This is a genomic window from Flavobacterium sp. FlaQc-57 (assembly GCF_044007395.1).
GTDB lineage: Bacteria > Bacteroidota > Bacteroidia > Flavobacteriales > Flavobacteriaceae > Flavobacterium.
Genome location: NZ_JBIPDA010000004.1, coordinates 90,286 through 114,572 on the forward strand (window position 1 = coordinate 90,286; position 24,287 = coordinate 114,572).

Consider the following 24,287-nt stretch of genomic DNA (forward strand, 5'->3'; position numbering starts at 1 on the left):
ATTTTTAAACTAAAGAAAAATGTTACAGCCTAAAAGAACAAAATACCGTAAGGTACAAAAGGGTAAAATGAAAGGTAACTCTCAAAGAGGGCATGAACTTTCTAATGGAATGTTTGGTATTAAATCTGTACATGAAGATGGAATGTTCTTAACTTCTCGTCAAATCGAAGCTGCACGTATTGCTGCAACTCGTTTCATGAAGAGAGAAGGACAATTATGGATCAAAATATTTCCAGACAAACCAATTACTAAGAAGCCTCTTGAGGTACGTATGGGTAAAGGTAAAGGTGCCGTTGAATATTGGGCTGCCGTTGTTAAACCCGGAAGAATTATGTTTGAAGTTGGAGGGGTTCCTTTATCAGTTGCAAAAGAGGCGTTACGTCTTGCAGCTCAAAAGCTTCCAGTAAAAACTAAATTCGTCGTTGCTAGAGATTTCGAAGCATAATTAAATTTATATTATGAAACAATCAGAAATAAAAGATCTTTCTGCAGCGGAGTTGCAAGAAAAACTTAGTCAAACTAAGAAAATATATGCTGACCTAAAAATGGCTCACGCTATTTCTCCAATTGAGAACCCACTTCAAATTAGAAGTGTAAGAAGAACAGTTGCAAGATTGGCTACAGAGTTAACTAAAAGAGAGTTACAATAATTGTATTCTGCTGAAAGATGGAAGAAAAAAGAAATTTAAGAAAAGAAAGAATAGGTGTTGTTACTTCAAATAAAATGGATAAGTCTATTGTTATTGCTGAAGTAAGAAAAGTAAAACACCCATTATACGGTAAGTTCGTGTTGAAAACAAAGAAATACGTTGCACACGACGAAACAAACGACTGTAACATTGGAGATACTGTAAGAATTAGCGAAACGCGTCCTTTAAGTAAAACAAAATGTTGGAGATTAGTTGAAATCTTAGAAAGAGCTAAATAATTATGGTACAACAGGAATCAAGACTAAAAGTAGCAGATAACACGGGAGCAAAAGAAGTTTTAACTATCCGTGTTTTAGGAGGTACCAAAAGAAGGTATGCCTCTGTTGGTGACAAGATTGTAGTATCTATTAAAGATGCAACTCCTAACGGTAACGTTAAAAAAGGAGCTGTTTCAACTGCAGTTGTTGTACGTACCAAAAAAGAAGTGAGAAGAGCTGATGGTTCTTATATCCGTTTCGATGACAATGCATGTGTTCTTTTGAACGCTGCAGGAGAAATGAGAGGGACACGTGTTTTTGGTCCGGTAGCAAGAGAACTTCGTGAAAAACAATTCATGAAAATTGTATCATTAGCACCAGAAGTGCTTTAATTCGTTTTAAGATGATAAAGCTAAAAATAAAATCAGGAGATATCGTAAGAGTTATTGCTGGAGACCATAAAGGTGCTGAAGGTAAAGTTTTACGTGTTTACCGTGAGAAAAATAAAGCGATAGTTGAAGGTGTAAACATGGTTTCGAAACATACAAAACCAAGTGCTAAAAACCCTCAAGGTGGTATCGTTAAGAAAGAAGCTTCTATACAAATATCTAACATTTCACTAATTGATCCTAAAACTAAGGAAGCAACTAGAGTTGGTATTAGAGTAGAAGGAGATAAGAAAGTAAGATTTTCAAAAAAATCTAATCAAGTACTATAGTAATGGCATATACACCTAGACTAAAAGAAGAATATAAGAGTAGAGTAATCTCTGCTCTTAAAGAAGAATTCGGATATACAAACGTAATGCAAGTTCCAAAACTTGAAAAAATCGTTTTGAGCCGTGGAGTTGGTGCAGCTGTATCTGATAAAAAACTAATTGACTATGCAGTTGATGAGTTAACAAAGATCACTGGACAGAAAGCAGTATCTACAATTTCAAAGAAAGACGTTGCGTCTTTTAAATTGAGAAAAGGGATGCCTATTGGAGCAAAAGTTACTTTACGTGGCGAAAGAATGTATGAGTTTTTAGATAGACTTGTTACTTCTGCTTTGCCGCGCGTTAGAGATTTTAGTGGTATCAAAGCTACTGGTTTCGACGGAAGAGGTAATTACAATCTTGGAGTTTTAGAGCAAATCATTTTCCCAGAAATTGATATTGACAAAGTAAATAAAATTTCAGGAATGGATATTACATTTGTTACTACTGCAAAAACAGACAAGGAAGCAAAGTCATTATTGGCTGAATTAGGATTACCTTTTAAAAAGAATTAAGACATGGCTAAAGAATCAATGAAAGCCCGTGAGGTAAAAAGAGAGAAAACGGTAGCTAAGTATGCTGAGAAAAGAAAAGCTTTGAAAGAAGCTGGAGATTTTGAAGGTTTACAAAAATTACCTAAAAATGCTTCACCAGTTCGTTTGCACAATCGTTGTAAGTTAACAGGTAGACCAAGAGGTTATATTCGTCAATTCGGTATTTCACGTGTAACTTTCCGTGAAATGGCTAATAATGGATTAATTCCTGGAGTTAAAAAAGCATCTTGGTAATCTCGCAATAAGTTAGTACTTTTGCAAACCAAAAAATAATTTTAATTGATTAAAGGTTCGGGAGACAGAGTGTCTCCCGAAAACCATAATCGCAATCAAATACATATGTATACAGATCCTATTGCAGATTATTTGACTAGAGTTCGTAACGCTGTGGCTGCAAACCACAAAGTTGTTGAAATTCCAGCTTCTAATCTTAAAAAAGAAATAACTAAGATCTTATTTGATCAAGGTTATATCTTGAGTTACAAATTTGAGGACAACTCTGTTCAGGGTTCAATCAAAATTGCTTTGAAGTACGATAAAGATACTAAAGAGCCTGTAATTAAAGATATCCAAAGAATTAGTAAACCTGGTTTACGTAAATATGCAGGTGCTGCCAAATTACCAAGAATCCTTAACGGATTAGGAATTGCAATTGTTTCAACTTCAAAAGGTCTTATGACTGGAAAACAAGCTAAACAATTAAATGTAGGTGGTGAAGTAATTTGTTACGTATACTAATTTTAAAGACTAAATAAGATGTCAAGAATAGGTAAAAGCCCAATTGTAATCGCTGCTGGAGTAACTGTAGAAGTTAAAGACGGTATCGTTACGGTAAAAGGAAAAAAAGGTCAACTAACTCAGGAGTTTTCGGACATTACTGTAAAAGTTGAAGGCGATCAAATTTTATTAGAAAGATCGTCTGATCATAAAGACCAAAGAGCAAAACACGGATTATACAGATCATTAATCAATAATATGATTATTGGTGTGTCTGAAGGTTTTACAAAAGAACTTGAATTAGTTGGAGTTGGTTATAGAGCTTCAAACCAAGGTCAAAAATTAGATTTAGCTCTTGGATATTCTCACAATATTGTTTTAGAAATTGCTCCAGAAGTAGCTTTAGAAACAATATCTGAAAAAGGTAAAAACCCTATCGTAAAATTAACATCATTTGACAAACAACTTTTAGGACAGGTTGCTGCGAAAATCAGAGGTTTCCGTAAGCCTGAGCCATACAAAGGAAAAGGTGTTAAATTTGTGGGTGAAGTATTAAGAAGAAAAGCAGGTAAATCAGCTTAAAAAATAAGATTATGTCATTAACAAAATCTGATAGAAGACAGAGAATTAGATTCAGAATTAGAAAATCGATTAGTGGTACTGCTACTAACCCAAGACTATCTGTATTTAGAAGTAATAAAGAAATTTACGCTCAAATTATTGATGACGTAAATGGAGTTACTTTATTAGCTGCATCTTCAAGAGAAAAAGAAATAGGAAAAGGTACTAACGTTGAAATCGCTGCTGCTGTTGGAAAATTAGTTGCAGAGAAGGCGTTAAAAGCTGGGATTGATACAATCACTTTTGATAGAGGTGGTTATTTATATCACGGTCGTATTAAATCATTAGCAGAAGGCGCAAGAGCGGCTGGACTTAAATTCTAATATATTATGTCTAAATACAAAAATGTAGAATTGGTAAAACCAAGTGGTCTTGAACTTAAAGATCGTCTGGTAAGTGTTAATCGTGTTACTAAAGTTACAAAAGGTGGTAGAGCTTTCGGTTTTTCTGCTATTGTAGTTGTAGGTGATGAAAATGGAGTAGTTGGTCATGGATTAGGAAAATCTAAAGATGTTTCTGAAGCAATTGCGAAAGCAGTAGAAGATGCTAAGAAAAATTTAGTAAAAATTCCTTTGAATGGACAGTCTGTTCCTCACGAACAAAAAGGTAAATTTGGTGGTGCACGTGTATTCTTAATTCCTGCGTCTCATGGTACAGGAGTTATTGCTGGTGGAGCTGTTCGTTCAGTTCTTGAATCAGTAGGTATTCACGATGTATTATCTAAATCTCAAGGATCATCAAATCCTCATAACGTAGTGAAAGCAACTTTTGATGCTTTATTACAAATGAGAAGCGCTCATACTGTTGCAAAACAAAGAGGTGTTTCTTTAGAAAAAGTTTTTAAAGGTTAATTCAAGGAAATTATGGCTAAATTATTAGTAAAACAAGTAAGAAGCAAAATCAACTGTCCTCTTTCTCAAAAGAGAGGTTTGGAAGCTTTAGGTCTACGTAAAATGGGACAAGTTGTAGAGCATGATTCAAACCCTGCTATCCTTGGTATGATAAACAAAGTTAAACACTTAGTTTCTGTAGAAGAAGCTAAATAACAAATACTGTTATGAATTTAAGTAACTTACAACCAGCTGAAGGGTCAACACACAATCAAAATAAAAGATTAGGTAGAGGAGAAGGTTCAGGAAAAGGTGGTACTTCTGCAAGAGGTCACAAAGGAGCAAAATCTCGTTCTGGTTATTCTAAAAAGATTGGTTTTGAGGGAGGGCAAATGCCACTTCAAAGACGTGTGCCTAAGTTTGGTTTCACAAACATCAATCGTAAAGAATACGAAGGTGTTAATTTAGATACGCTTCAATTATTAGTAGACAATGGTGTGATTACTGATTCTGTTTCTATGACAGATTTCGTAGCAAATCGTCTAGCTACTAAAAATGAAATCGTTAAGATTTTAGGTAGAGGAGAATTGAAAGCAAAATTAAAAGTAACTGCCCACAAATTTACCGCTACTGCAAAAGCTGCTATTGAAGCTGCTGGAGGAGAAGCTGTAACTATATAACTTATCTACTAAGATGAAGAAATTTATTGAATCAATAAGTAATGTTTGGAAAATCGAAGAACTGAAAAATAGAATCTTAATTACATTAGGATTGCTTTTAGTATATCGTTTTGGTGCACATGTAACGCTACCTGGAATTGACGCAACTCAATTGACAGGTTTGGCGGGACAAACTAAACAAGGTTTAGGGTCTATCCTGGACATGTTTACAGGAGGTGCTTTCTCTAAAGCTTCAGTTTTTGCTTTAGGTATTATGCCTTATATTTCTGCATCTATTGTTGTTCAGTTAATGGGAATTGCGATTCCTTATTTGCAAAAACTTCAAAACGATGGAGAGAGTGGTAGAAAAAAGATTAATCAAATCACTCGTTGGTTGACTATAGCTATTACACTGGTTCAAGGTCCAACTTATATCTACAATTTATACAGAACATTACCTGGAAGTGCATTCTTACTAGGTTTTAATTCTCCTGAATTTTTATTCTCTTCTGTTATTATTTTGGTTACAGGTACAATTTTTGCTATGTGGCTTGGAGAGAAAATTACAGATAAAGGTATTGGAAATGGAATTTCATTATTGATTATGGTTGGTATTTTAGCAAGATTACCTCAAGCATTTATGCAAGAGTTCTCTTCTAGAGTTACCAATAACAATGGTGGTCCAATGTTATTAGTTATTGAAATTATTGTGTGGTTATTAGTTATCATTTCTTGTGTATTGCTTACAATGGCAGTACGTAGAATTCCTGTTCAATACGCTCGTCGTACAACAACAGGTGATTACGAACAAGATTTGGCAGGTGGTAATAGACAATGGATTCCTTTAAAGCTTAATGCTTCTGGAGTTATGCCGATCATTTTTGCTCAGGCAATTATGTTTATCCCTGCAGCTGTAGCTGGATTGTCTAAATCAGATACATCACAATCTATTGTTGGTGCATTTAGTAATATGTTTGGTTTTTGGTATAATTTTGTATTTGCAACTTTAATTATTGTATTTACATTTTTCTATACTGCGATCACCGTACCTACTAATAAAATGGCTGATGATTTAAAAAGAAGTGGTGGTTTTATTCCTGGTATTCGTCCAGGAGCTGAAACTTCAGACTTTTTAGATAAAGTGATGTCTTTAATAACTTTCCCAGGATCTTTATTCCTTGCTTTGATTGCTGTGTTCCCAGCCATTGTTGTAAGTATTATGGATGTACAACAATCTTGGGCAATGTTTTTTGGAGGTACCTCATTAATAATTATGGTTGGTGTTGCAATAGATACTATTCAACAGATCAATTCATACTTGTTAAACAAACATTATGATGGTTTAATGAAGACTGGTAAAAATAGAAAAGCGGTAGCTTAATATATTTATGGCAAAACAATCAGCAATAGAACAAGACGGATCAATCATTGAAGCATTATCAAATGCGATGTTCCGTGTAGAGTTAGAAAATGGACATATCGTAATTGCTCATATTTCTGGTAAAATGCGTATGCATTACATCAAGTTATTACCTGGTGATAAAGTGAAACTGGAAATGAGTCCTTATGATTTGTCAAAAGCAAGAATTACTTATCGATATTAAAGGATATTCACTATGAAAGTTAGAGCATCAGTAAAAAAGAGAAGTCCCGAGTGCATCATTGTGCGTAGAAAAGGGAGATTGTACGTAATAAACAAAAAGAATCCTAGATTTAAACAAAGACAAGGATAATTATGGCAAGAATAGCAGGGGTAGATATCCCAAAAAATAAAAGAGGTGTTATAGCACTTACCTATATCTTTGGATTAGGAAGAAGTAGAGCTATTGAGATTTTAGAAAAAGCTCAAGTTAGCCAAGACAAAAAAGTTCAAGATTGGAATGATGATGAGATCGGAGCGATTCGTGATGCAGTTTCATTTTACAAAATTGAAGGAGAATTACGTTCTGAAGTTTCTTTGAACATCAAACGTTTGATGGATATTGGTTGTTACAGAGGTATTCGTCATAGATCTGGTCTTCCGTTAAGAGGACAAAGAACTAAAAACAACTCTAGAACAAGAAAAGGTAAAAGAAAAACTGTTGCTAACAAGAAAAAAGCAACTAAATAATAAGTAATATGGCTAAAGCAACTGCAAAAAAACGTAAAGTTATCGTTGAATCAACGGGAGAAGCTCATATTTCTGCTACCTTCAATAACATCATCATTTCTTTGACAAACAAAAAAGGTGAAGTTATTTCTTGGTCTTCAGCTGGTAAAATGGGTTTTAGAGGTTCTAAAAAGAATACTCCATACGCAGCCCAAATGGCAGCAGAAGATTGTAGTAAAGTAGCTCTTGAGGCTGGACTTAAAAAAGTGAAAGTTTATGTTAAAGGACCAGGAAACGGACGTGAGTCTGCTATTCGTTCTATTCATAACGGTGGAATTGAAGTTACAGAGATTATCGATGTTACTCCAATGCCTCACAACGGATGTCGTCCTCCAAAAAGACGTAGAGTTTAATTTTATTTATTTATAGTATAAACAAGGTAGAATATAGATTATCGAAGGATTTGACCTGAATTCATAATCTCTACCTTAAAATTAATTTTTTAGAAATGGCAAGATATACTGGTCCTAAAACTAGAATTGCTCGTAAATTTGGCGAAGCAATCTTCGGAGATGATAAATCTTTCGAAAAAAGAAATTACCCACCTGGACAACACGGGATGGCTAAAAAAAGAGGTAAAAAATCTGAGTATGCTGTTCAGTTAATGGAAAAGCAAAAAGCTAAATATTCTTACGGAATTTTAGAAAAACAATTCAGAAATTTATTCAAAAAAGCATCAGCTACTAAAGGTGTTACTGGTGAAGTTCTTTTACAATTATGTGAAGCAAGATTAGATAACGTTGTTTTTAGAATGGGTATTGCTCCTTCTAGAAGAGGTGCGAGACAATTAGTTTCTCACAGACACGTTACTGTAAATGGTGAAGTTGTAAATATCGCTTCTTACCACCTTAAGCCTGGTGATAAAGTTGCAGTTCGTGAAAAATCTAAATCTTTAGAAGCTATCGAACGTTCTTTATCAAATTCAAGTCATGTTTATGAATGGATTACTTGGAACAATGATCTTAAAGAAGGAACTTTCGTTTCTGTGCCTGCAAGACTTCAAATTCCAGAAAACATTAAAGAACAATTAATCGTAGAGTTGTACAACAAATAATAATTGACTTAGTCGAAATTTATGGCAATATTTAATTTTCAAAAGCCCGATAAAGTTATCATGATCGATTCAACCGATTTTGAAGGTAAATTCGAATTTAGACCTTTAGAACCTGGTTATGGATTGACAGTTGGTAATGCACTTAGAAGAGTTTTGCTTTCAGCATTAGAAGGTTATGCAATTACATCTGTTCGTATCGAAGGTGTAGATCATGAGTTTTCTACTATTTCAGGTGTTGTTGAAGATGTTACCGAAATTATCCTTAATCTAAAACAAGTACGTTTCAAACGTCAAATTGAAGATATCGATAATGAAGCAGTTACAATTTCTGTTTCTGGTAAAGATCAATTAACAGCAGGTGATTTTCAAAAATTTATCTCAGGTTTTCAAGTTCTGAATCCAGACCTTGTTATCTGTAATTTAGATTCAAAAATCAAATTGAACTTCGATTTAACAATCGAAAAAGGTAGAGGATACGTTCCTGCTGAGGAGAACAAAAAACAGAACGCTGCAATTGGAACCATTTTTACAGATTCAATTTTTACTCCGGTAAAAAATGTAAAATATGCAATTGAAAACTTCCGTGTTGAGCAAAAAACAGATTACGAAAAATTAGTTTTTGAAATTAAAACTGATGGTTCTATTAATCCAAAAGATGCTCTAACTGAAGCTGCTAAAGTTTTAATTCACCACTTCATGTTGTTTTCTGACGAAAGAATTACACTCGAGGCTGACGAAATTGCACAAACAGAATCGTATGATGAAGAATCATTGCATATGAGACAATTGCTTAAAACTAAGCTTGTTGATATGGATTTATCTGTGAGAGCATTAAATTGCTTGAAAGCGGCTGAAGTTGATACACTTGGTGATTTAGTATCGTTCAATAAAAATGATCTGATGAAATTCCGTAATTTTGGTAAAAAATCTTTAACTGAACTTGATGAACTTGTTGCAGTTAAAAATTTAACTTTCGGAATGGACTTAGCTAAATACAAATTAGATAAAGAATAATTCAATCCGCTTCGGCGGATTAAATTTAAAATAGCAATGAGACACGGAAAAAAATTCAATCACTTAAGCAGACAGACTGGACATAGAAAAGCTATGTTAGCTAATATGGCTTGTTCTCTTATTGAGCACAAACGTATTAACACTACTGTTGCTAAAGCTAAAGCGCTTAAACAATTCGTTGAGCCTTTAATCACAAAATCAAAAGAAGATACGACTCACAACCGTCGTATTGTTTTTGCTTACTTACGTAGCAAGTATGCTGTAACTGACTTGTTCAGAGACGTAGCTGCTAAAGTTGGTGACCGTCCAGGTGGATACACTCGTATCATTAAAGTTGGAAATCGTTTGGGAGATAATGCTGATATGGCAATGATCGAACTTGTAGATTTCAATGAACTTTACAATGGTGGTAAAAAAGAAGTTAAAAAAGCAAAAAGCCGTCGTGGTGGTAAAGCAAAAAAAGCTGAGGATACAACTGAAGCTCCAGCTGCTGAGTCTGAATCGACTACTGAAGCTTCTGAATAATTATGAAAGTAATGATTCTATAGAAATCAAGGATAAACTATTTTTTAGTTTATCCTTTTTTTTTGATTTTTTTTAAAAGTTTGAAATATAACTTATTTTAAAACTTAGGTTTTAATTTTATCAATGAAATTTTTAAAAAATCTTGGAAGCACTATTTTAAAGAAGTAAATTTGCAAAATATCTAATTACAAATGAAAGACGCATTGCGGGTTTCATGACACAATTAAAAAACAACAATACAAATTAAAGAATGAAATATACTACACGACAAAGCGCCATTTTATTACTAAGTGATGGAACTATTTTTCACGGGAAATCTATCGGAATTAGAGGTAAAACTTTCGGAGAGGTTTGTTTTAATACTGGAATGACCGGGTACCAAGAGATTTTTACGGATCCTTCTTATTTTGGTCAAATTATGGTGGCTACTAATGCACATATTGGAAATTATGGTGTTAATGATTTAGAAATTGAATCTGATAGCATTAAAATTGCTGGATTAGTATGTAAAAACTTCAGTTTTAATTATTCTAGAGAAGATGCTTCAGGAAGTTTAGAAGATTATTTTGCAAAACAAAATTTAATCTGTATTTCTGATGTTGATACGCGCGCGCTTGTTAGTTATATTCGTGATAACGGTGCAATGAATGCTGTTATCTGTACAGATGGAACTTCTATAGACGACTTGAAGAAAGAATTGGCTAATGTGCCAAATATGGAAGGTTTGGAGTTAGCATCGAAAGTTTCAACGACTGAGCCTTATTTCTTTGGTGATGAAAATGCTACATATAAAATCTCGGCTTTAGATCTTGGGATTAAAAAGAATATCTTAAGAAACCTTGCTAAAAGAGATTGTTATATTAAGGTTTGTCCATATAACTCTACTTATAAAGATTTAGCCGAGTTTAATCCAGATGGTTATTTCTTGTCTAACGGGCCTGGTGATCCGGATCCGCTTTTTGGAGCTATTGAAGTTGCAAAAGAAATTTTAGCAAATGACAAACCTTTATTTGGTATTTGTTTAGGGCATCAAGTAATTGCTCTGGCTAATGGTGTTCAGACTTATAAAATGTTTAACGGACACAGAGGTATTAATCATCCTGTAAAAAATTTAATTACCGGAAAAGGTGAGATTACTTCTCAAAATCATGGTTTTGCTGTAAACAAAGAGCAATTGGATAATCATCCGGATTTAGAGATTACACACTTGCATTTAAATGACGAAACTGTTGCTGGTATGCGTATGAAAAATAAGAATTGTTTTTCAGTCCAATATCATCCGGAAGCTAGTCCAGGACCTCACGATTCATCTTATTTGTTTGATCAGTTTGTTGAGAATATAAAACTTGCTACTGCTAAAACGATATAGTTAATAAATAAAGGTGTTTAATGGTTAAAATGCATTTTTACTATTAAATAATTTTATAATTTCGAAAAAAAATATAATTTATTAATAAAAAACAAAAATAATGAGTATTATAATTAAAGTTCACGCAAGACAAATTTTTGATTCCAGAGGTAATCCTACTATTGAAGTTGATGTTATTACTGAGAATGGAGTTTTAGGAAGAGCTGCTGTTCCATCTGGAGCATCAACTGGAGAACATGAGGCTGTTGAATTACGTGACGGAGGAAAAGCTTTCTTAGGAAAAGGAGTTTTGAATGCAGTGAACAATGTAAATACTGTTATTGCTGAAGAATTAGTAGGGACTTCTGTTTTTGAACAAAACACAATCGATCAATTAATGATTGATTTAGACGGAACTCCAAACAAATCAAAATTAGGAGCTAATGCTATTTTAGGAGTTTCATTAGCTGCCGCAAAAGCTGCTGCTAACGAACTTGGATTGCCATTATACAGATATGTTGGTGGAGTTTCTGCTAATACATTACCTGTGCCAATGATGAATATCATCAATGGTGGTTCTCACTCAGATGCGCCGATTGCATTTCAAGAGTTTATGATTTTTCCTGTAAAAGCAACTTCTTTTTCTCATTCTATGCAAATGGGAACTGAAATTTTTCACAGCTTGAAAAAAGTATTACACGATAGAGGTTTAAGTACTGCTGTAGGTGACGAAGGTGGTTTTGCTCCAAACTTGGCAGGTGGTACTGAAGATGCTTTAGATACTATCAAAAAAGCAGTTGAAAATGCTGGATATACTTTCGGTGACGAAATTATGATCGCGCTTGACTGTGCTTCTGCAGAATTTTATGTAAACGGTAAATACGATTACTCTAAATTTGAAGGAGAAACTGGTAAAGTTAGATCTTCTGCTGAACAAGTTGAATATTTAGCTGAATTAGTGGCTAAATATCCAATTATCTCTATTGAAGATGGAATGGATGAAAATGACTGGGACGGATGGAAATTGTTAACTGAGAAAATTGGACATAAAGTTCAATTAGTTGGTGATGATTTGTTTGTTACTAATGTTGAGCGTTTGTCAACTGGAATCGAAAAAGGAATTGCAAATTCTATTTTAGTAAAAGTGAACCAAATTGGAACTTTGACCGAGACTATTGCAGCTGTAAATATGGCTAAAAATGCAGGATATACTTCAGTTATGTCTCACCGTTCAGGAGAGACAGAAGATAATACTATTGCTGATTTAGCTGTAGCATTAAACTGTGGTCAAATTAAGACTGGTTCTGCTTCTCGTTCTGATCGTATGGCAAAATACAATCAATTATTAAGAATTGAAGAGGAATTAGGAAGTACTGCTTATTTTCCTGGATTAAACGCTTTCAAGATTAAATAATTGTAAGAGTTATATATTAAATTTAAACCATTCGTTTTTACGAGTGGTTTTTTTTTGGAGTTTTAACAAATTCATAGCAGTATTCTTTTTTTAATTAGTCTTAAATTCCTTAGATTTGATAAATTATTATTTTAAAGATTTATTTCCGATATATTATGTCAAAAATAGCTACATTAGAAGTAGATGGTAAAAAAATTGAACTTCCGGTAATCACGGGGAGTGAAAATGAATCAGCTATCGATATTAACAAATTACGTGATTTAACAGGTATTATTACAATCGACCCAGGATATAAAAATTCTGGATCTTGTAAAAGTGAGATCACTTTCTTGGATGGAGAATTAGGAATTTTGCGTTACAGAGGATATTCAATCGAAGATTTAGCTGAAAAAGCTAACTTTTTAGAAGTATCGTACCTTTTGATTTTTGGTGAACTGCCAACTGCAAAAGAACTGGAGCAATTTGAAAATGGTATTAAAAAACATACTTTGGTAAACGAAGAGATGAAAAATATCATTGACGGTTTTCCAAAAACAGCTCACCCAATGGGCGTTTTATCAGCTTTGACAAGTGCTTTAACGGCATTTAATCCAAAAGCTGTAAATGTTGAGAATGAAAAAGAAATGTATGAAGCCATTTGTAAAACAATGGGTAAATTTCTTGTAATTGCAACCTGGACTTATAGAAAATCTATGGGTTATCCGTTAAACTATTATGACAATACACAAGGTTATGTAGAGAATTTTATGCAATTAATGTTTAAATTGCCTACAGGACCATACTCAGCAAATCCTATTATTGTTGATGCATTAGATAAATTGTTTATCCTTCATGCAGATCATGAACAAAACTGTTCTACATCTACAGTAAGAATGGTTGGTTCGTCTCACGCTGGTTTATTTGCTTCAATTTCTGCTGGAGTTTCTGCTCTTTGGGGACCACTTCATGGAGGTGCAAATCAAGCAGTACTTGAAATGTTGGAAGAGATAAATAAAGATGGTGGTGATACTGATAAATTTTTAGCAAAAGCAAAAGATAAAAATGATCCATTCCGTTTAATGGGATTTGGTCATAGAGTTTATAAAAACTTTGATCCAAGAGCTAGAATTATCAAGAAAGCGGCTAAAGAGGTTTTAGAAACTTTAGGAGTTGATGATCCGATTTTAGAAATTGCTAAAAAACTAGAAGCGGCAGCTCTTGAAGACGATTACTTTAAATCAAGAAATTTATATCCAAACGTTGATTTCTACTCTGGAATTATTTACAGAGCATTAGGTATTCCAACTGATATGTTTACTGTAATGTTTGCTATTGGTAGATTACCAGGTTGGATTGCGCAATGGAAAGAAATGCGTGAAAATAAAGAACCAATTGGCAGACCAAGACAAATTTATACTGGACACCCGCTGAGAGACTTTAAGTCGAACAAATAAAAACATTTTAAAGCTTCACTTAACTGTGAAGCTTTTTTTATCTTTGCTCAAAATATAATAGAGTTATGTTGCAATTAAATATAAAGAACGAAACGTCAAGATTACGTGCTGTAGTTTTGGGTTCAGCTGTTCATAATGGGCCGACTCCATCTTTAGATGAAGCCTATGATCCTAAATCATTGGAACATATAAAAGCGGGGACATATCCAATCGAAAAAGATATGGTTGCTGAAATGGAAGCTTTTAATGCCGTTTTTCAAAAGTATGATGTAACCGTTTATCGTCCGGAAATGATTGAGAATTATAATCAGATTTTTGCGAGAGATATAGGTTTTGTAATTGATGATACATTTGTGAAATCTAATATATTGCCCGATAGAGAACGTGAATTAGATGCCATTCAATATATAATTGATCAAATGGATCCATTAAAAGTAGTTCGTCCGCCAGAACAGGTTCATATTGAAGGTGGAGATGTAATGCTTTGGAATGATCATATTTTTATTGGAACTTATAAAGGGAGTGACTATAAGGATTACATTACTGCAAGAACTAATATGCATGGTGTAAACTATATTAAAGAATTGTTTCCGAATAAAATTGTTAAAGAATTCGATTTAGTAAAATCTAAGTTAGAAGCTAGAGACAATGCTTTGCATTTAGATTGTTGTTTTCAACCTGTTGGAAAAGATAAAGGAATAATTTACAAAAGAGGTTTCCGTGAAGAGGCTGATTATTTATATCTGGTCAATCTTTTTGGAAAAGAAAATTTATTTCATATCGAGAGAAACGAAATGTATAACATGTTTTCAAATGTATTTTCGATAGATGAGAATGTAGTTGTTTCAGAGAAAAACTTCACAAGATTAAACAATTGGCTGCGTGCAAATGGTTTTATAGTTGAAGAAATTCCGTATGCGGAAATTGCGAAGCAAGAAGGCTTATTAAGATGTTCGACTTTACCATTAATTAGAGACTAAAATAAGTTTCAGGTTTCATAGTTCAAGTTACAGCAAACTTGAAATATGAAACCTGAAATAAAAAACATAAACAAATGAATCAAACAACAAATGCAATCGTAATGATTCGGCCAGTAGCTTTTAGAATGAATGAGCAAACTGCTGTAAATAATTATTATCAAAAAGTATTAGACGGGCTTTTGCCAAGTACAGTAAATGCAAAAGCGCAACAAGAATTTGATGTTTTTGTTGAAAAATTAAGGGCTGTAGGAGTTGATGTTACCGTTATAGAAGATACTATAGAAACGGATACTCCCGATAGTGTTTTTCCAAACAATTGGGTTTCATTTCACGAAAACGGAGATGTAGCTTTGTATCCAATGTTTGCTGAAAACCGTCGTCAGGAACGTCGTGAAGATATTTTGGATACTCTTGAAGAAAAGGGTTTTGAGATTTCTAATATTATGGATTATACATCTGCAGAAGATGACGGATTCTTTTTAGAAGGAACAGGAAGTTTACTTTTAGATCGAGCAAACGCTAAAGCATATTGCGCATTATCACCTCGGGCTGATGAAGAATTGTTCATTGAGTTCTGTGAAGATTTTGATTATGCTCCAGTTATTTTTGAAGCTTTTCAAACGGTCGACGGAGAACGTAAATTGATCTATCATACAAATGTAATGATGTGTTTAGGCGAAACTTTTGCAGTTATTTGTGCAGATTGTATTGATGATAAGAAAGAGCGCAAAATGGTTCTTGAAAATCTAAAAGCGGATAAAAAAGAAGTGATTTTGATTACTGAAGCGCAAGTAAATAATTTTGCTGGTAATATGTTGGAGGTTCGAGGAACCAATGATAAGAAGTATATTGTAATGAGTGCATCGGCACATCAGAGCTTGACTCCAAAACAAATAGCACAATTAGAGAATCATGCCGAAATTTTGAGTTCGAGTTTAGATACTATTGAAGCTTGTGGAGGAGGAAGTGCAAGATGTATGATGGCTGAAGTATTTTTACCAAGAAACTAAAATTATAATTTTTAATAAACAAATTCCAAATTCCAAATAGTACAGTTTGGAATTTGGAATTTTGCGTTTTTTAGTAATTACTTTTATTTATAAACCTCAGGATTGTATAATTCCATATATAATTCTGGATTCGGTAATTTTGTGAAATTGTATTTTTCGTAAAGCCATTCGGCAGTAGAAGTTAATAAAATCCAACGACGTAAACCTTGCAGATTAGGATGATGCATTACTTGCTCCATTAAAGTTTTTGAAAGACCTTTGCCTCTAAATTCGTCTAAAACATAAATATCTCCCAAATAAGCAATTGTAGCAAAGTCAGATATTACTCTTGCAAAACCAATTTGTCTGTCTTTATAAAATAATCCAAAATTCAGAGAATTTTCGATAGAATTTTTCAAGGTTTCAAAAGGAATATTGTTGCTCCAGCCAGATTCCTTTGATAAGAAATCATGAATTGCATAAAGATCTAATTTGTTTTTATAGGTTGTAATTACATAATCTCCAAAAGAGAAATTAATTTCTTTCATAATTTTTAACTTTACAAATTACATTTAATAATCAATTTACATCAAATTGCCTTTTACGATATTAATAATTGAACTTACAATGTATTGAATTCCAATTGAGATTACAATAAAGCCAACAATTCTAGAAATGGCTACAATTCCTGATGCGCCAAGTATTCTTGCTAAATAGTGCGCACTTTTTAAAATAGCATAAATAGCGACTGCAATGGCTAGAATTGCTAAACATGAAAAGATGATTTCGTTCATTTCATGATGTTCCTGGTGAAAAGCAATCAATAAAGAGATAGATCCGGGACCAGCTAACATCGGAATCGCCAGTGGTGTCAAAGCAATGTCGTTACGTTGTTGAACTTCGTTTTCAATCTTTTTATTAATACCTCGTTTCTTATTGAATTTTCCGGATAATAGTGAAAAACCAGAATTTACGATCACAATCCCACCTGCAATTCGAAGAGCATCAATGCTAATTCCGAAAAAAGATAAAACATACTGACCGATAAAAAACGATACTATTAAAATAATAAAAACGTTTATGGCAGTCCAAAGCGAAATGCGAGATCGTTCTTTTTGAGAATCATGTTGAGTTAGTCCAACAAAAATCGGAACCGTTCCGATTGGGTTTAGTACTGAAAAAAGAGCAGCAAATAAATAAATGAATAAATCCATATAGTTTGGGTTAATGAAGTAAAAATAGTCTTTTTTTGATATTTCAGCACAAATTCACGTTATGATATTATTTTTATTACTAATAATTCTAAATCAATAAGCTAAACGATGCTCGTTCTTTTTGATTACTTTTGTATCATATTTTAAAATAATGAAAAATAAGAAAACCCTAGTTCTTGGAGCTACAACAAAACCAGAACGTTACGCTTTTAGAGCCATAAATATGTTGGTTGAAAAAGGACATTCAGTTTTGGCAATTGGACAAAAGGCCGGCGAAGTTGCAGGTGTAAAAATTCATACCAAAGCAATTCCTGTAAAAAATATTGATACTGTCACTTTATATCTGAATCCGGCACGTCAGCGAGAGTACTATAATTATATTATCGAAGCGCAGCCAAAAAGAGTTGTTTTTAATCCTGGTACGGAAAATCCGGAATTTTATCAATTATTAGAATTGAATAATATCAAGGCCGAAGTTGCGTGTACGTTAGTTTTATTGGCTACAAATCAATATTAGATTTTTTAGGAGCTAATCCCGTACCCGAGCCTGAAAGTGCGAATTGGTGAAGCAATTCGTTGCAATTTTTTTATTTTTTAAAGAAAAAAAACAAAAAGGATTTCTCTTGAAGTTTTGGGACTATCAGGGCTAAAAAAGAAACATTAAAATATTATTTTTGTCGTCATGGAATTTTCATCAAAATTAATAGAAAAAGCAGTCAACGAAATGTCACAATTACCAGGAATTGGTAAACGCACGGCATTGCGATTGGTTCTTCATTTGTTAAAACAGCCCAAAGAGCAGACAGGTTTTTTATCGCAAGCATTGTTGAATATGCGTGAGGATATTAAATTCTGTGAAAATTGCCATAACATTTCAGATACAAAAGTTTGTGAAATCTGTGCTAATTTGGCAAGAAATCATCAGACGATTTGTGTGGTCGAAGATATTCGGGATGTTATGGCGATCGAAAATACAGGTCAGTACAAAGGAATTTATCATGTTTTGGGTGGTAAGATTTCTCCAATAGAAGGAGTTGGTCCAAGTCAGTTGAATATTTCAAGTTTAGTTGAAAAAGTAAAATCAGGAAAAGTAGTTGAGATCATTTTTGCATTGAGCTCTACAATGGAAGGGGATACTACAAATTTCTATATTTATAAACAAATTGGCGAATCAGAAATTATAATTTCTACAATTGCAAGAGGTATATCTGTTGGCGATGAGTTAGAATATGCTGACGAAATTACACTCGGAAGAAGTATTTTGCATCGGGTTCCATTTGAAAAAACTTTCAAAAACAATTAAATTAGCCCAAATAGGGTGTAGATTTTCTGAAAATTAAAGGAAAAGCTATATTTGCCATAAAAATTAGATAATGACAAAAAACTGCTTTTATATATTGCTATTAATTAGCACACTATTTACATCTTGTATTCCTGTAAAAGACTTGGTTTATTTACAAGATAAAAGCAGTTCAGGAGAACAGAATAATATATCTGCTGTTCAATCTAAACCTTATAGATTGCAGGTAAATGATATTTTAAGTATTGATATAAAAGCGATCGACCCAAAATTGGTATCCATTTTTAGTACAAGTAACACCGAGAGCAATAGTTCAGGAACGTTGAAAAATGAATCGAGTTTGTATTTTAATGGTTTTACAGTTGACGATCATGGGAATATTAGAATGCCAATTTTAGGCGAAATAAATGTAATAGGCTATACTCTCGAAGAAGTTCGAATTAATATTGAAAAGAAACTCCTTGAAGAATATTTTAAAAAAGAAGCTAATATTTTTGTAACAGTAAAACTGGCTGGTTTTAGATATACAATCAATGGAGAAGTTGGGAGTGCTGGCACAAAAACATTGTTTCAGGAGCATGTAAATATAATGGAGGCTATTGCAAATGCGGGGGATATCACTACTGTTGGAAATAGAAAATCTGTAACAGTAATTCGTCAAACTCCAACTGGAGTTCAAATGAATGATCTCGATTTAACAGATGTAAATGTGATGAAATCGCCTTATTATTATTTACAGCCTAATGATTATATTTATGTAAAACCACTCAAGCAAAAAACTTGGGGAACTGGCCAAACAGGAATACAATCAATAGGAACTGTAATCACTTTATTGTCATTGGCAACAACAGTTTATTTGATTCTGAAAAACTAAATTCAAAAGATGCTAGATATAAAAGATTTTTCCATTTTTGAGAATCAGTCAAATTTTGATTTTAAAGGTTTTTTGTTGAAAATTGCCGGTTACTGGAAGTGGTTTTTAGCAAGTTTAATAATTGCTTTCACAATTGCTTATCAGGTAAATATTCGTAAAGAAAAAATTTACGGAATGCAAACTATGATTTCAATCAAAGAAGAACGAAATCCTTTTTTTACATCAAACACAAGTTTAATCTTTAATTGGGGAGGAGCTTCAGATCAGGTAAACAATATTTCAACTATAATTCAATCTCGATCTCATAATGAATTAGTTGTAGATAAATTGCAATTTTATATTGATTACTTTGTTCAGGGTAAATATAATTTAATCGATTCTTATGGCGAAATACCTTTTTATGTAACTATTGACAAAACAAAAGGACAACTTGCAAATACCTTAATAAGTATTAAGTTTCTAAGTCCTGCTGAATATGAAATTCGAATTCCTTTTGAGAATAATTCAGCTTCTTTAATTACATATTCAAATAATACATACAGTAATACTGCTGTTCAGCCTGTTGAATTTGTAAAACGATATAAAGTGGGTCAACAGGTTTTGTTACCTTTCTTAAATTGGAAATTGCAAATAAACGATAATCCGGGCTTTTATACAGGAAACGAATATTTTGTAAGCTTCAATGATTTTGACAGCACAGTTTCTCGCTACAGAGGAGTAAGTGTTAGTTCTGATGATAAAAGCGGATCAATATTGACACTGGGGTTACAGGGCGCAAACAAAGCCCGAATGGTAGAGTATTTGAATTCGACAGTGAGAATGTTGATCAAAATTCAACTTGATGGAAAAAATCAGTTTGCAACCAATACCATTAGATTTATCGATAGTACTCTTGTTGCTATGGAATCTCAACTGAAGCAAACAGGTAATGAACTAAAATCATTTAGAAAAGATAAAAACATTTATGAAATCGAAGGTGGAGTAAAGTTTTCGGATAAGATAATGGATTTTGATGTCGAGAAAGATCAAGTAACCAGAAAAATTGCTTATTATAATTCTTTAAAAACGTATTTGAATAATAGTGAAGATTATTCAAGATTACCCGCGCCTTCAGTTGCAGGAATCGAGGATCCAAATGTTGTTGTAAATGTGTCAAAACTTATAGCGCTTTCGACTCAAAGATCGGAAATGGCTTATGCGGTAAAAAGCGATAAGATATTTAAAGATTTTGATAATCAAATGCGAGCTGTTAAAAATGTTCTGCTCGAAAATATTGCATCTGCAAAAGTGTCTTTATTGACTGATTTAGCAATGGTTAATGCAAAAATCGGTCAGGCTGAAAGTACGGTTAAAAGGCTTCCTGAAGAACAACAGGAATTATTGAAAATTCAAAGAAAATATGATTTAAGTGATAATATTTATACTGAATTTCTTCAAAAAAGAAATGAGGCAGAGATTGTAAAAGCATCTAATTTATCAGATGTTCATTTTATTGATCCGGCAAAAGATATTGGCGGAGGATTAGTTGGACCAAAAACATCCGTGAATTATATTCTGGCTTTGTTTTTAGGTATATTAATTCCTTTGTTTTTTGTTTTTGGAATTTTCTTTACAAACAATTCAATTCAAAATGGAGATGATATTAGTAAATTAACTCAAATACCATTAATAGGTGTTATTGGTGTTAATAATGATTCATTGAGTTTAGCTGTGTTTGATAAACCAAAATCAGCACTTTCAGAAGCTTTTAGAGCAATACGCTCATCGTTACAGTTTTTGTATAAAAAACAGCAGGTTAGCGGTTCAAAGACTTTAATGATTACTTCATCTATAAGTGGCGAAGGAAAAACATTTTGTTCTATTAATATAGCGACGGTTTTTGCATTAAGTGATAAAAAAACAGTCGTGGTTGGTTTAGATTTAAGAAAACCAAGATTATCCGAAGAATTTGGTATAAAAAATCAAATTGGAGTTGTGAATTATTTAATCAAACAAAATAGTTTAGAAGAAATAACAAACGCAACGCAAATTGCAAATCTGGATGTTATACTTTCCGGGCCAATTCCTCCAAATCCTTCAGAGCTTATATTGGGGGATGTTATGAAAGAATTAATTAGTGAGTTGAAGAAAAAATATGATTATATTATTTTAGATACACCTCCGGTTGGTCTGGTTTCAGATGCTTTAGAGTTATCTCAATTTGCAGATGTAACTCTTTATATTGTAAGACAGAATTATACCAAAAAAGATATGATAACTTTGTTGAATACAAGAGTAAAAAGAGGGGAGTTAAATAATGCAAGTATAGTTTTGAATGGTTATGAGAATAAAGCAAAATATGGTTCAGCTTATGGATACGGATACGGTTACGGAGCTTATGCAAATGGCTACCATGACGAAGAATTGAAACTAAGTTTATGGAAGACTATATTGAATAAATTTAATAAAAAATAAATTGAACCAAATGAATACATCAACTCAATACACGATTTTAATTACAGGTGGAGCTGGCTTTATTGGGTCAAATTTGTCTGAGTATTTTTTAGGATTAGATTATAAAGTAATTTGTCTTGATAATTTCTCGACCGGTCATCGTCATAATTTAAAAGATTTTATCGCGAATCCCAATTTTAAATTGATAGAGGGAGATATTCGTAATATTGCCGATTGTAATTTAGCAGTTGAAGGAGTTGATTATGTTTTGCATCAAGCAGCTTTAGGTTCAGTTCCAAGATCAATTAACGATCCAATTACAACAAATGATGTAAACGTTTCGGGGTTTTTGAATATGTTGGTTGCTTCACGCGATGGAAAAGTAAAAAGATTTATATATGCTGCAAGTTCGTCAACGTATGGAGATTCTCAAGGATTGCCAAAGGTCGAAGATGTAATTGGAAAACCATTGTCTCCGTATGCGATTACTAAATATGTAAACGAATTATATGCAGAGATTTTTAGCAGAACTTATGGGTTGGAAACTATAGGTTTGCGTTATTTTAATGTTTTTGGCAGAAAACAAGATCCTAATGGCGCATACGCAGCTGTGATTCCTAAATTTGTTACCCAATTAATGAAGCATGAAAGTCCTGTGATTAATGGAGATGGAAATTATTCTCGTGATTTTACTTATATAGACAATGTAATTCAGATGAATGAGCTCGCTATGACAAGCCAAAATCCGGAAGCAATAAATACGGTTTATAATACCGCGTTTGGTGATCGAAATACATTAAATGATTTGGTAAGGTATTTGAAAGAGTATTTAGCTGAGTTTGATTCGGAAATAGCTAATGTAGAAATTGTTTACGGCGCAAATAGAGCCGGTGATATTCCACATTCATTAGCAAGTATAGACAAGGCAAAAGAGATGTTAGATTATAACCCGAAGTTTTCTTTACAAAAAGGGTTAAAAGAAGCTGTAAGCTGGTATTGGAATAATTTGAAATAAAATAAGGATCAAGTTAATAGTAAATTAAATGAAAATTACAAAAATTTGTTGCATTGGTGCAGGTTATGTTGGAGGTCCAACAATGGCGGTAATTGCTCAAAAATGTCCACATATTCAAGTGACTGTTGTCGATTTGAACGAACAAAGAATTAAATATTGGAACGATCCAAATACAGATAATATTCCGATCTACGAGCCTGGGCTTTCAGAAATAGTGGCAGAGGCAAGAGGTAGAAATCTATTCTTTTCAACAGAAGTAGAAAAAGCAATTGATGAAGCAGAGGTAATTTTTATTTCGGTAAATACTCCAACCAAGACTTACGGAAAAGGTAAAGGTATGGCGGCCGATCTGAAATATATTGAATTATGTGCCAGACAAATTGCTAAAGTTGCCAAGCAAAATAAAATTGTTGTTGAGAAATCAACATTACCGGTAAGAACTGCTGAAGCGATAAAAAGTATTTTGGATAATACAGGAAATGGAGTACAGTTTCAAATTTTATCAAATCCTGAATTTTTAGCAGAAGGAACTGCTGTGACAGATTTATTAAATCCGGATAGAATTTTAATAGGAGGAGATGCAACGCCAGAAGGTGAAGAGGCAATTAATGCTTTAGTGGATGTGTATGCAAATTGGGTAAGTAAAGATAAAATTTTAACCACCAATGTTTGGTCGTCAGAATTATCTAAACTTACGGCTAATGCATTTTTAGCGCAACGTATTTCATCTATAAATGCAATGTCTGAATTGTGTGAGAAAACAGGTGCTGATGTTAGTGAAGTAGCACGAGCAATTGGAATGGACAGTAGAATAGGTCCTAAATTTCTAAAAGCGTCAGTTGGTTTTGGAGGTTCTTGTTTTCAAAAGGATATTCTTAATTTAGTTTACATTGCAAAATCTTACGGACTTAATGAGGTAGCAGATTATTGGGAGCAGGTTATTATTATGAACGATCATCAGAAAAGAAGATTTTCAAATAAAATTGTTCAAACTTTATATAATACAGTAGCCGATAAAAAAATTACATTTTTAGGATGGGCTTTCAAAAAAGATACAAATGATACTCGAGAATCTGCAGCAATTTACGTTGCTGACGATTTGATAAATGAGCGGGCTAAAATTTCTGTTTATGATCCAAAAGTTTCAAGAAATAAAATGTTGAGCGATCTGGATTATTTAGAAAGCAGAACAGTGGAAGAGAATAGTAATGCATTGTCAATATTTGATAATGCTTATGAAGCTTGTAAAGGAGCTCATGCAATTGCAATTCTAACGGAATGGGATGAATTTACTGCTTACGATTGGCAAAAAATATATGATTCGATGCATAAACCGGCTTTTCTTTTTGATGGCAGGAATATATTAAATGCAAAAGAACTGGAGTCAATTGGGTTTATTTATAACGGTATAGGTTCATAATTGAATATGTTATGTGATGAAATAAAATTAATGATGAAATGCATACAAGAAAGATGAGTCTAGAAGTTTTATTTCAATAT

General features: G+C 33.0%; 34 protein-coding genes. 32 read left to right on the forward strand and 2 right to left on the reverse strand.

Features of this window, described 5'->3' with window-relative positions:
• The first annotated feature begins 19 nt into the window (after window positions 1–19).
• From rplP to ctlX, 26 genes are all read left to right on the forward strand, one after another.
• The gene (gene rplP, locus ACHRVZ_RS13770) at window positions 20–445 is read left to right on the forward strand and encodes a 50S ribosomal protein L16 (protein WP_007803637.1); all 426 of its coding nucleotides are present in this window, start codon (window positions 20–22) and stop codon (window positions 443–445) included.
• Between the two features lie 13 nt (window positions 446–458).
• The gene (gene rpmC, locus ACHRVZ_RS13775) at window positions 459–650 is read left to right on the forward strand and encodes a 50S ribosomal protein L29 (RefSeq protein WP_007803639.1); all 192 of its coding nucleotides are present in this window, start codon (window positions 459–461) and stop codon (window positions 648–650) included.
• Window positions 651–667: 17 nt separating this feature from the next.
• Window positions 668–928 carry a 30S ribosomal protein S17 gene (rpsQ, locus tag ACHRVZ_RS13780; protein ID WP_007803646.1) on the forward strand — a complete coding sequence of 87 codons (261 nt, stop codon included), beginning with the start codon at window positions 668–670 and terminating at the stop codon, window positions 926–928.
• Window positions 929–930: 2 nt separating this feature from the next.
• The gene (gene rplN / locus ACHRVZ_RS13785; RefSeq protein ID WP_007803649.1) at window positions 931–1,299 is read left to right on the forward strand and encodes a 50S ribosomal protein L14; all 369 of its coding nucleotides are present in this window, start codon (window positions 931–933) and stop codon (window positions 1,297–1,299) included.
• A gap of 11 nt (window positions 1,300–1,310) precedes the next feature.
• A complete protein-coding gene (rplX, locus tag ACHRVZ_RS13790) occupies window positions 1,311–1,625 on the forward strand; it encodes a 50S ribosomal protein L24 (protein WP_192187082.1) in 315 nt (104 codons plus the stop codon).
• 2 nt (window positions 1,626–1,627) lie between these two features.
• Window positions 1,628–2,179 (forward strand): 50S ribosomal protein L5, encoded by a 552-nt coding sequence (gene rplE / locus ACHRVZ_RS13795; protein ID WP_007803652.1) that lies wholly within the window; start codon window positions 1,628–1,630, stop codon window positions 2,177–2,179.
• Between the two features lie 3 nt (window positions 2,180–2,182).
• Window positions 2,183–2,452, forward strand: a complete 270-nt coding sequence (gene rpsN, locus ACHRVZ_RS13800) for a 30S ribosomal protein S14 (RefSeq protein WP_007803655.1) — start codon at window positions 2,183–2,185, stop codon at window positions 2,450–2,452.
• Window positions 2,453–2,557: 105 nt separating this feature from the next.
• Window positions 2,558–2,956: a 30S ribosomal protein S8 gene (gene rpsH, locus ACHRVZ_RS13805; protein ID WP_017495014.1), complete on the forward strand. Its 399-nt coding sequence runs from the start codon at window positions 2,558–2,560 to the stop codon at window positions 2,954–2,956.
• A gap of 18 nt (window positions 2,957–2,974) precedes the next feature.
• The gene (rplF, locus tag ACHRVZ_RS13810; protein ID WP_089478372.1) at window positions 2,975–3,517 is read left to right on the forward strand and encodes a 50S ribosomal protein L6; all 543 of its coding nucleotides are present in this window, start codon (window positions 2,975–2,977) and stop codon (window positions 3,515–3,517) included.
• An 11-nt stretch (window positions 3,518–3,528) separates the two neighbouring features.
• Window positions 3,529–3,879 carry a 50S ribosomal protein L18 gene (rplR, locus tag ACHRVZ_RS13815; RefSeq protein WP_039111736.1) on the forward strand — a complete coding sequence of 117 codons (351 nt, stop codon included), beginning with the start codon at window positions 3,529–3,531 and terminating at the stop codon, window positions 3,877–3,879.
• Window positions 3,880–3,882: 3 nt separating this feature from the next.
• Window positions 3,883–4,407 (forward strand): 30S ribosomal protein S5, encoded by a 525-nt coding sequence (rpsE, locus tag ACHRVZ_RS13820; protein ID WP_085950926.1) that lies wholly within the window; start codon window positions 3,883–3,885, stop codon window positions 4,405–4,407.
• A 12-nt stretch (window positions 4,408–4,419) separates the two neighbouring features.
• Window positions 4,420–4,602 (forward strand): 50S ribosomal protein L30, encoded by a 183-nt coding sequence (gene rpmD / locus ACHRVZ_RS13825; RefSeq protein ID WP_017495010.1) that lies wholly within the window; start codon window positions 4,420–4,422, stop codon window positions 4,600–4,602.
• Window positions 4,603–4,613: 11 nt separating this feature from the next.
• Window positions 4,614–5,066, forward strand: a complete 453-nt coding sequence (rplO, locus tag ACHRVZ_RS13830; RefSeq protein ID WP_017495009.1) for a 50S ribosomal protein L15 — start codon at window positions 4,614–4,616, stop codon at window positions 5,064–5,066.
• Between the two features lie 13 nt (window positions 5,067–5,079).
• Window positions 5,080–6,426, forward strand: coding sequence for a preprotein translocase subunit SecY (gene secY / locus ACHRVZ_RS13835; RefSeq protein ID WP_041516266.1), 1,347 nt, complete (start codon window positions 5,080–5,082; stop codon window positions 6,424–6,426).
• 7 nt (window positions 6,427–6,433) lie between these two features.
• A complete protein-coding gene (gene infA / locus ACHRVZ_RS13840; RefSeq protein ID WP_007136545.1) occupies window positions 6,434–6,649 on the forward strand; it encodes a translation initiation factor IF-1 in 216 nt (71 codons plus the stop codon).
• A 12-nt stretch (window positions 6,650–6,661) separates the two neighbouring features.
• Complete coding sequence (gene ykgO, locus ACHRVZ_RS13845) at window positions 6,662–6,778, forward strand: type B 50S ribosomal protein L36 (protein ID WP_072945378.1); 117 nt, start codon at window positions 6,662–6,664, stop codon at window positions 6,776–6,778.
• Window positions 6,779–6,780: 2 nt separating this feature from the next.
• On the forward strand, window positions 6,781–7,155 hold the full coding sequence (gene rpsM, locus ACHRVZ_RS13850) for a 30S ribosomal protein S13 (RefSeq protein ID WP_007803675.1): 375 nt from the start codon (window positions 6,781–6,783) through the stop codon (window positions 7,153–7,155).
• 8 nt (window positions 7,156–7,163) lie between these two features.
• A complete protein-coding gene (rpsK, locus tag ACHRVZ_RS13855; protein WP_007803677.1) occupies window positions 7,164–7,547 on the forward strand; it encodes a 30S ribosomal protein S11 in 384 nt (127 codons plus the stop codon).
• Window positions 7,548–7,642: 95 nt separating this feature from the next.
• Window positions 7,643–8,248: a 30S ribosomal protein S4 gene (gene rpsD / locus ACHRVZ_RS13860; protein WP_026982953.1), complete on the forward strand. Its 606-nt coding sequence runs from the start codon at window positions 7,643–7,645 to the stop codon at window positions 8,246–8,248.
• 21 nt (window positions 8,249–8,269) lie between these two features.
• Window positions 8,270–9,262, forward strand: coding sequence for a DNA-directed RNA polymerase subunit alpha (locus ACHRVZ_RS13865; protein ID WP_026109818.1), 993 nt, complete (start codon window positions 8,270–8,272; stop codon window positions 9,260–9,262).
• A 36-nt stretch (window positions 9,263–9,298) separates the two neighbouring features.
• Window positions 9,299–9,787 carry a 50S ribosomal protein L17 gene (rplQ, locus tag ACHRVZ_RS13870; protein ID WP_395423157.1) on the forward strand — a complete coding sequence of 163 codons (489 nt, stop codon included), beginning with the start codon at window positions 9,299–9,301 and terminating at the stop codon, window positions 9,785–9,787.
• A gap of 250 nt (window positions 9,788–10,037) precedes the next feature.
• On the forward strand, window positions 10,038–11,156 hold the full coding sequence (gene carA, locus ACHRVZ_RS13875) for a glutamine-hydrolyzing carbamoyl-phosphate synthase small subunit (protein ID WP_395423159.1): 1,119 nt from the start codon (window positions 10,038–10,040) through the stop codon (window positions 11,154–11,156).
• A 100-nt stretch (window positions 11,157–11,256) separates the two neighbouring features.
• Window positions 11,257–12,549 (forward strand): phosphopyruvate hydratase, encoded by a 1,293-nt coding sequence (eno, locus tag ACHRVZ_RS13880; RefSeq protein WP_271334615.1) that lies wholly within the window; start codon window positions 11,257–11,259, stop codon window positions 12,547–12,549.
• Between the two features lie 155 nt (window positions 12,550–12,704).
• On the forward strand, window positions 12,705–13,982 hold the full coding sequence (locus ACHRVZ_RS13885) for a citrate synthase (RefSeq protein WP_395423160.1): 1,278 nt from the start codon (window positions 12,705–12,707) through the stop codon (window positions 13,980–13,982).
• 65 nt (window positions 13,983–14,047) lie between these two features.
• Window positions 14,048–14,962 (forward strand): dimethylarginine dimethylaminohydrolase family protein, encoded by a 915-nt coding sequence (locus ACHRVZ_RS13890; RefSeq protein WP_395423161.1) that lies wholly within the window; start codon window positions 14,048–14,050, stop codon window positions 14,960–14,962.
• Window positions 14,963–15,036: 74 nt separating this feature from the next.
• Window positions 15,037–15,972, forward strand: a complete 936-nt coding sequence (gene ctlX / locus ACHRVZ_RS13895; protein ID WP_395423162.1) for a citrulline utilization hydrolase CtlX — start codon at window positions 15,037–15,039, stop codon at window positions 15,970–15,972.
• An 83-nt stretch (window positions 15,973–16,055) separates the two neighbouring features.
• Here ctlX and ACHRVZ_RS13900 read toward each other — a convergent pair whose 3' ends face one another.
• Together ACHRVZ_RS13900 and ACHRVZ_RS13905 are read right to left on the reverse strand one after the other, a co-directional pair.
• Complete coding sequence (locus ACHRVZ_RS13900; RefSeq protein WP_395423163.1) at window positions 16,056–16,499, reverse strand: GNAT family N-acetyltransferase; 444 nt, start codon at window positions 16,497–16,499, stop codon at window positions 16,056–16,058.
• A gap of 36 nt (window positions 16,500–16,535) precedes the next feature.
• A complete protein-coding gene (locus tag ACHRVZ_RS13905; RefSeq protein ID WP_395423164.1) occupies window positions 16,536–17,165 on the reverse strand; it encodes a MarC family NAAT transporter in 630 nt (209 codons plus the stop codon).
• Window positions 17,166–17,316: 151 nt separating this feature from the next.
• Between ACHRVZ_RS13905 and ACHRVZ_RS13910 the strand changes: the two genes are divergently transcribed.
• The 6 genes from ACHRVZ_RS13910 (at window position 17,317) to ACHRVZ_RS13935 (ending at window position 24,207) form a co-directional block, all read left to right on the forward strand.
• Window positions 17,317–17,682 carry a CoA-binding protein gene (locus ACHRVZ_RS13910; RefSeq protein WP_395423165.1) on the forward strand — a complete coding sequence of 122 codons (366 nt, stop codon included), beginning with the start codon at window positions 17,317–17,319 and terminating at the stop codon, window positions 17,680–17,682.
• Between the two features lie 165 nt (window positions 17,683–17,847).
• Window positions 17,848–18,468 carry a recombination mediator RecR gene (gene recR / locus ACHRVZ_RS13915; protein WP_395423166.1) on the forward strand — a complete coding sequence of 207 codons (621 nt, stop codon included), beginning with the start codon at window positions 17,848–17,850 and terminating at the stop codon, window positions 18,466–18,468.
• A gap of 70 nt (window positions 18,469–18,538) precedes the next feature.
• A complete protein-coding gene (locus ACHRVZ_RS13920; protein WP_395423167.1) occupies window positions 18,539–19,339 on the forward strand; it encodes a polysaccharide biosynthesis/export family protein in 801 nt (266 codons plus the stop codon).
• A 9-nt stretch (window positions 19,340–19,348) separates the two neighbouring features.
• Window positions 19,349–21,793, forward strand: coding sequence for a polysaccharide biosynthesis tyrosine autokinase (locus tag ACHRVZ_RS13925; RefSeq protein WP_395423168.1), 2,445 nt, complete (start codon window positions 19,349–19,351; stop codon window positions 21,791–21,793).
• A gap of 10 nt (window positions 21,794–21,803) precedes the next feature.
• Window positions 21,804–22,787 (forward strand): SDR family oxidoreductase, encoded by a 984-nt coding sequence (locus tag ACHRVZ_RS13930; protein WP_395423169.1) that lies wholly within the window; start codon window positions 21,804–21,806, stop codon window positions 22,785–22,787.
• Window positions 22,788–22,815: 28 nt separating this feature from the next.
• Entirely contained in the window at window positions 22,816–24,207 is a 1,392-nt protein-coding gene (locus tag ACHRVZ_RS13935) for a UDP-glucose 6-dehydrogenase (protein ID WP_395423170.1), read from the forward strand.
• Window positions 24,208–24,287: the final 80 nt, after the last annotated feature.

What these genes read in the sequence shown, in the direction of transcription:
- rplP (WP_007803637.1), top strand. Translation starts at nt 20, where the DNA reads ATGTTACAGCCTAAAAGAACAAAATACCGTAAGGTACAAAAGGGTAAA.
- rpmC (WP_007803639.1), top strand. Translation starts at nt 459, where the DNA reads ATGAAACAATCAGAAATAAAAGATCTTTCTGCAGCGGAGTTGCAAGAA.
- rpsQ (WP_007803646.1), top strand. Translation starts at nt 668, where the DNA reads ATGGAAGAAAAAAGAAATTTAAGAAAAGAAAGAATAGGTGTTGTTACT.
- rplN (WP_007803649.1), top strand. Translation starts at nt 931, where the DNA reads ATGGTACAACAGGAATCAAGACTAAAAGTAGCAGATAACACGGGAGCA.
- rplX (WP_192187082.1), top strand. Translation starts at nt 1,311, where the DNA reads ATGATAAAGCTAAAAATAAAATCAGGAGATATCGTAAGAGTTATTGCT.
- rplE (WP_007803652.1), top strand. Translation starts at nt 1,628, where the DNA reads ATGGCATATACACCTAGACTAAAAGAAGAATATAAGAGTAGAGTAATC.
- rpsN (WP_007803655.1), top strand. Translation starts at nt 2,183, where the DNA reads ATGGCTAAAGAATCAATGAAAGCCCGTGAGGTAAAAAGAGAGAAAACG.
- rpsH (WP_017495014.1), top strand. Translation starts at nt 2,558, where the DNA reads ATGTATACAGATCCTATTGCAGATTATTTGACTAGAGTTCGTAACGCT.
- rplF (WP_089478372.1), top strand. Translation starts at nt 2,975, where the DNA reads ATGTCAAGAATAGGTAAAAGCCCAATTGTAATCGCTGCTGGAGTAACT.
- rplR (WP_039111736.1), top strand. Translation starts at nt 3,529, where the DNA reads ATGTCATTAACAAAATCTGATAGAAGACAGAGAATTAGATTCAGAATT.
- rpmD (WP_017495010.1), top strand. Translation starts at nt 4,420, where the DNA reads ATGGCTAAATTATTAGTAAAACAAGTAAGAAGCAAAATCAACTGTCCT.
- rplO (WP_017495009.1), top strand. Translation starts at nt 4,614, where the DNA reads ATGAATTTAAGTAACTTACAACCAGCTGAAGGGTCAACACACAATCAA.
- secY (WP_041516266.1), top strand. Translation starts at nt 5,080, where the DNA reads ATGAAGAAATTTATTGAATCAATAAGTAATGTTTGGAAAATCGAAGAA.
- infA (WP_007136545.1), top strand. Translation starts at nt 6,434, where the DNA reads ATGGCAAAACAATCAGCAATAGAACAAGACGGATCAATCATTGAAGCA.
- ykgO (WP_072945378.1), top strand. Translation starts at nt 6,662, where the DNA reads ATGAAAGTTAGAGCATCAGTAAAAAAGAGAAGTCCCGAGTGCATCATT.
- rpsM (WP_007803675.1), top strand. Translation starts at nt 6,781, where the DNA reads ATGGCAAGAATAGCAGGGGTAGATATCCCAAAAAATAAAAGAGGTGTT.
- rpsK (WP_007803677.1), top strand. Translation starts at nt 7,164, where the DNA reads ATGGCTAAAGCAACTGCAAAAAAACGTAAAGTTATCGTTGAATCAACG.
- rpsD (WP_026982953.1), top strand. Translation starts at nt 7,643, where the DNA reads ATGGCAAGATATACTGGTCCTAAAACTAGAATTGCTCGTAAATTTGGC.
- ACHRVZ_RS13865 (WP_026109818.1), top strand. Translation starts at nt 8,270, where the DNA reads ATGGCAATATTTAATTTTCAAAAGCCCGATAAAGTTATCATGATCGAT.
- rplQ (WP_395423157.1), top strand. Translation starts at nt 9,299, where the DNA reads ATGAGACACGGAAAAAAATTCAATCACTTAAGCAGACAGACTGGACAT.
- carA (WP_395423159.1), top strand. Translation starts at nt 10,038, where the DNA reads ATGAAATATACTACACGACAAAGCGCCATTTTATTACTAAGTGATGGA.
- eno (WP_271334615.1), top strand. Translation starts at nt 11,257, where the DNA reads ATGAGTATTATAATTAAAGTTCACGCAAGACAAATTTTTGATTCCAGA.
- ACHRVZ_RS13885 (WP_395423160.1), top strand. Translation starts at nt 12,705, where the DNA reads ATGTCAAAAATAGCTACATTAGAAGTAGATGGTAAAAAAATTGAACTT.
- ACHRVZ_RS13890 (WP_395423161.1), top strand. Translation starts at nt 14,048, where the DNA reads ATGTTGCAATTAAATATAAAGAACGAAACGTCAAGATTACGTGCTGTA.
- ctlX (WP_395423162.1), top strand. Translation starts at nt 15,037, where the DNA reads ATGAATCAAACAACAAATGCAATCGTAATGATTCGGCCAGTAGCTTTT.
- ACHRVZ_RS13900 (WP_395423163.1), bottom strand. Translation starts at nt 16,499, where the DNA reads ATGAAAGAAATTAATTTCTCTTTTGGAGATTATGTAATTACAACCTAT.
- ACHRVZ_RS13905 (WP_395423164.1), bottom strand. Translation starts at nt 17,165, where the DNA reads ATGGATTTATTCATTTATTTATTTGCTGCTCTTTTTTCAGTACTAAAC.
- ACHRVZ_RS13910 (WP_395423165.1), top strand. Translation starts at nt 17,317, where the DNA reads ATGAAAAATAAGAAAACCCTAGTTCTTGGAGCTACAACAAAACCAGAA.
- recR (WP_395423166.1), top strand. Translation starts at nt 17,848, where the DNA reads ATGGAATTTTCATCAAAATTAATAGAAAAAGCAGTCAACGAAATGTCA.
- ACHRVZ_RS13920 (WP_395423167.1), top strand. Translation starts at nt 18,539, where the DNA reads ATGACAAAAAACTGCTTTTATATATTGCTATTAATTAGCACACTATTT.
- ACHRVZ_RS13925 (WP_395423168.1), top strand. Translation starts at nt 19,349, where the DNA reads ATGCTAGATATAAAAGATTTTTCCATTTTTGAGAATCAGTCAAATTTT.
- ACHRVZ_RS13930 (WP_395423169.1), top strand. Translation starts at nt 21,804, where the DNA reads ATGAATACATCAACTCAATACACGATTTTAATTACAGGTGGAGCTGGC.
- ACHRVZ_RS13935 (WP_395423170.1), top strand. Translation starts at nt 22,816, where the DNA reads ATGAAAATTACAAAAATTTGTTGCATTGGTGCAGGTTATGTTGGAGGT.